The sequence below is a fragment of the Halobacteriovorax sp. genome (assembly GCF_041587335.1).
Taxonomy (GTDB): domain Bacteria; phylum Bdellovibrionota; class Bacteriovoracia; order Bacteriovoracales; family Bacteriovoracaceae; genus Halobacteriovorax.
The window spans coordinates 1-4,267 of the sequence record NZ_JBFGYP010000186.1; the positions used below are offsets into that span (position 1 = coordinate 1).

The following is a 4,267-nucleotide window of genomic DNA, read 5'->3' on the forward strand; positions in this document are numbered from 1 at the left end:
GGTGAAGTTCTTTACGAAGAAGGATGCCTTAGTGTTCCAGGAATTTATGAAGAAGTTAAAAGATTTGAGTCAATCACTGTCGACTATCAAGACATGTATGGTGAAAAACAATCTATAAATGCAGAAGAACTACTATCAATTTGTATTCAGCATGAAAATGACCATCTTGAAGGGATTGTATTCCTAGAAAGACTTAGCATGCTCAAGCAAAATCTCTTAAAGAAAAAATTCTTAAAAAAGAAAAAGAAAGAAGGTCTTTAATATGAAGAAGATGAATGTAATTTTTTGTGGAACGCCAGACTTTTCTGTTCCTGCATTAGAGATGCTATTCAATCATCCACATATTAACCTGTCACATGTAATAACAATGCCTGACAGACCTGCCGGAAGGGGACAAAAACTTCAGTCCCCACCTGTAGCAACTTTTGCTAAAGAAAACAGAATATCTCTTATTCAAACTGAGAATATAAATAGAGAAGAAGAATTCTTAAACAAAATTAAAAATGAGAAAATAGACGCTATTATTGTATTAGCTTTTGCTCAATTCCTAGGATCAAAGATATTAACTCTTCCAAAGATTGGTTGCTTTAATATCCATACTTCTCTTCTACCTAAGTACAGAGGAGCTGCTCCAATTCAGTATGCTCTTTTAAACGGTGATAAAGAAAGTGGTGTAAGTATCCAGAGAATGGTTAAAGCAATGGATGCTGGGGACTTAGTCCACTCATTTCCAATGAAAATTGACGACAACGAAACTGGCGGACAACTCTACACTCGATTAAAGTTCCAAGCTGCACTAAGCTTAAATACTTTAATATACGAGCTTATTGATAATACTATTACCTACATACCTCAAAATCACGAGCTGGCGACCTTTGCTCCAACTCTAAAAAAAGAGGATGGTTTCTTAGACTTTAGTAACAAAACTTGTGACGAAATACATAATCAAGTTAGAGCACTGATTCCTTGGCCAGGAACCTGGTGTAAGTTAAATGGAAAAAGACTTAAAGTTTTTGCTGTTGAAAAATCACTCAAAAAAACATCTCTTGGAAATTGTGACACAAGTGATGGAAACTTACTCATTGGCTGTAAGGATGGAACACTTAGACTTACAGATGTTCAAATAGAAGGTAAGAAAAGAGCAAGTGATTCTTCACTTATAAATGGAATGAAAAACTCAACAAAAGAATTTCAAATAAATTAGAGGCCGCAAATGATAATTTCACCTAGCTTACTTGCCTGTGACTTTCTCAATATTGAAGCTGAGCTCGAATGCTTTAAAGACTTTAAAGACACTTGGTTTCACTTAGATATTATGGATTCACACTTCGTACCAAATCTAACCTTTGGTCATCCTATCGTTAAATTAATATCGAAAAAAACAGAAATTCCTCTGGACGCCCACTTCATGGTGAGCAACCCAGAGTTCTTTATAGATACATTTAAAGATTTCAATATACATAATTTTACATTTCATATTGAATCCACAGAAAAGACTCTTGAGCTAATTAAGAAGGCAAAGAAAATATATCCTAGTGTAGGAATCTCTCTTAAGCCTAAAACACCTTTAACAGCAGTCACTGATGAAATGCTAAAAGAGTTAGATCTTATTTTAATAATGTCTGTTGAGCCTGGTTTTGGTGGGCAGTCATTTATTGAAGAAAGCTATGCAAGAGTTGAATACTTCAACAAATTAAAAACCAACTATCCAAACTTAATGATTCAAGTTGATGGTGGCGTAAGCAATAAAAATGCCAAAAAGCTCCAAGAGTCTGGTGCTAATAACTTAGTTGCTGGTTCATATATTTTTAAAGATGGACCACTAACTTATAAAAATAAAATAGAAAGTTTAAGGAGATAATAATGTCTAACGTTGAAAACATCATTTTTAATGGTCATTCATTAACAATAGAACAAGTACACCATATTGCTTTTTCAAAGCCTGGAAAAGTTTCAGTTAGTATCTGTGAGAAGGCCCTAGAGAGAATGAAAGAATCTCGCGCCTATGTTCATAACATTGTTGAAAAAGGTGAACCCGTTTACGGTATAAACACTGGTTTTGGTGCACTATCTAGTATGCACATAAAGAAAGAGGAACTTGCAACCCTCCAACTGAATTTAATTAGATCTCACTGTACAGGTACAGGAAATCCTTTTTCTCGAGAAATTACTCGTGCAATAATGATCTTAAGAGCAAACTGTCTTATTTCTGGATACTCTGGAATTCAACCAGAAATTGTTCAATTAATTTTAGATTTTATTAATTTCGATATAAATCCAATTGTCCCAGAAAAAGGTTCAGTTGGAGCATCAGGAGACTTAGCTCCTCTTTCTCATATCGCTCTAGCTCTAATTGGAGAAGGTGAAGTTATTTATGATGGAAAACATTCAAACTCAAACTTTGCAATTGACCAAATAGGAAGAAAGCCAGCTGTACTTGGTCCAAAAGATGGACTGGCCCTGATCAATGGAACAGCTGTTATGGCAGCGATTGGTGCTTGTGCAGTAGTAGAAGCTACAAACATCATGAAAATTGCCGATATAAGCGCGGCCCTAACACTTGACGGTGTTCGTGGAACTTCTAAGGCCTACTATGAAGGGATCACAGGCCTTAAGCCTCACCCTGGACAAATAGATGCATGCCAAAACCTAAACGTCTTACTTGCAGGTTCAGAAATAAAAGACTCACATGACAATTGTGGAAAAGTACAGGATCCTTATTCTTTAAGATGTGTTCCACAGGTGCACGGTGCTTGTAGACAAACTCTTAAGCACGCTAGAGAAGTTATATCTATTGAACTAAATTCTGTTACAGATAATCCTTTAATTTTCTTAGAAGAAGATCAAGTTGTGAGTGGTGGTAACTTTCACGGTGAAGCTCTAGCACTAGTTATGGACTATTTAGCAATGGGCGTTGCAGAGATCTGTAATATTTGTGAAAGAAGAATTGAAAAGATGATGAACCCTAGTTTTTCTGACTTGCCAGCTTTCTTAACTAAGAACTCTGGATTAAATTCAGGTCTTATGATTGCACACGTAACTGCAGCGGCCTTAACATCAGAAAATAAATATCTATGCCACCCAGCTTCAGTAGATAGTGTTCCTACTTCTACTGATAAAGAAGACCATGTTTCAATGGGTGTTACTTCAGGAAGAAAACTACTAGAAGTTATTGATAACGCTAAAACTGTTCTTGGAATTGAGCTTCTTTGTAATACACAGGCCTTAGATTTCCAAAGACCATTAAAGTCTTCGAATGCATTAGAGGCCGTACATACATTAGTTCGTAAGCATGTTCCACCAATTGAAGATGATAGAATTTTTTATAAAGATATGGATAATATTAAGAAATTAATTTCTTCAAATGAAATTGTTGATGCAGCAAGTGCACATGTAGAAAAAATAAACTAGGAACTTAGCAATGAGTCTTAAAGCTTTTAGAAAATTCTCTCAAGTTGTTACACTATCTAAGGCCCATCAAAAAGATGGTAGAAGCTTAAGCCCTGAGGATCTATCTGTTATAGAAAATGCTTCAATCGTTTTCGATAGTGAAGAGATAGTTTGGGTTGGTAAAGATGATGATATTCCTGGTGAATACTTATCTGTTCCTGCAGAATATTTTGAAGGTAAGACTCTACTTCCTGAGCTTGTTGATTCACACACTCACCTTGTTTTTGGTGGAGATAGATCATCTGAATACTCTATGAGGTTGAATGGAGCTGACTATCAAGAAATAGCAAACGCTGGTGGTGGAATCCTTTCTACAATGAATGCTACAAACCTTGCAGATTCAGAAGAATTATTTGAACTTGCTGTTAAAAGAATTGAGAGAATTTACTCTTATGGTGTTGGTACTATAGAGATCAAGAGTGGTTATGGACTTAATTATGAAAAAGAAAAAGAATGCTCTTTAGTCATTGATAGACTTAAAGATCACTTTGAAGGTCAAGTTCAAATTATAAATACCTTTATGGCAGCTCACGCTGTGCCTAAAGAGTTTAACTCTTCTAATGACTATATAAACCAGGTAGTAATCCCTCTTCTTAAAGAACTATCTGAAATTGGAATTATCGACACTGTAGATATTTTTCATGAAGAAGGCTACTTTGATGAAATAGATACGCAACAACTTTTTGACGTTGCTTCTTTCCTAAATATCCCAGTTAAAAGCCATGCTGATGAGTTCAAAGATAATAAGGGTGCGATTTTAGCTGTTAAAAACAATGCGATTAGTACTGATCACCTTCTATGTACACAAGCCGATGGA

The 4,267-nt window shown here is 35.4% G+C and carries 4 protein-coding genes and 1 pseudogene; all 5 read left to right on the plus strand.

From position 1 onward, the window contains the following. Nucleotides 1-261: peptide deformylase (locus ABX784_RS15755; RefSeq protein WP_372656022.1), on the plus strand; the 261-nt coding region annotated here is incomplete at its 5' end. 1 nt (nt 262) lies between these two features. Further along, nucleotides 263-1,204: a methionyl-tRNA formyltransferase gene (gene fmt, locus ABX784_RS15760; protein ID WP_372656023.1), complete on the plus strand. Its 942-nt coding sequence runs from the start codon at nt 263-265 to the stop codon at nt 1,202-1,204. Nucleotides 1,205-1,213: 9 nt separating this feature from the next. Next, entirely contained in the window at nt 1,214-1,861 is a 648-nt protein-coding gene (gene rpe, locus ABX784_RS15765) for a ribulose-phosphate 3-epimerase (RefSeq protein ID WP_372656024.1), read from the plus strand. 2 nt (nt 1,862-1,863) lie between these two features. Continuing rightward, nucleotides 1,864-3,411: a histidine ammonia-lyase gene (hutH, locus tag ABX784_RS15770; RefSeq protein WP_372656025.1), complete on the plus strand. Its 1,548-nt coding sequence runs from the start codon at nt 1,864-1,866 to the stop codon at nt 3,409-3,411. Nucleotides 3,412-3,421: 10 nt separating this feature from the next. After that, nucleotides 3,422-4,267 (plus strand): annotated as a pseudogene (locus tag ABX784_RS15775) (imidazolonepropionase); the annotation flags it as partial.

Excerpts from the sequence above, each read along its gene's own strand:
- fmt (WP_372656023.1), top strand. The coding sequence starts at position 263 with ATGAAGAAGATGAATGTAATTTTTTGTGGAACGCCAGACTTTTCTGTT.
- rpe (WP_372656024.1), top strand. The coding sequence starts at position 1,214 with ATGATAATTTCACCTAGCTTACTTGCCTGTGACTTTCTCAATATTGAA.
- hutH (WP_372656025.1), top strand. The coding sequence starts at position 1,864 with ATGTCTAACGTTGAAAACATCATTTTTAATGGTCATTCATTAACAATA.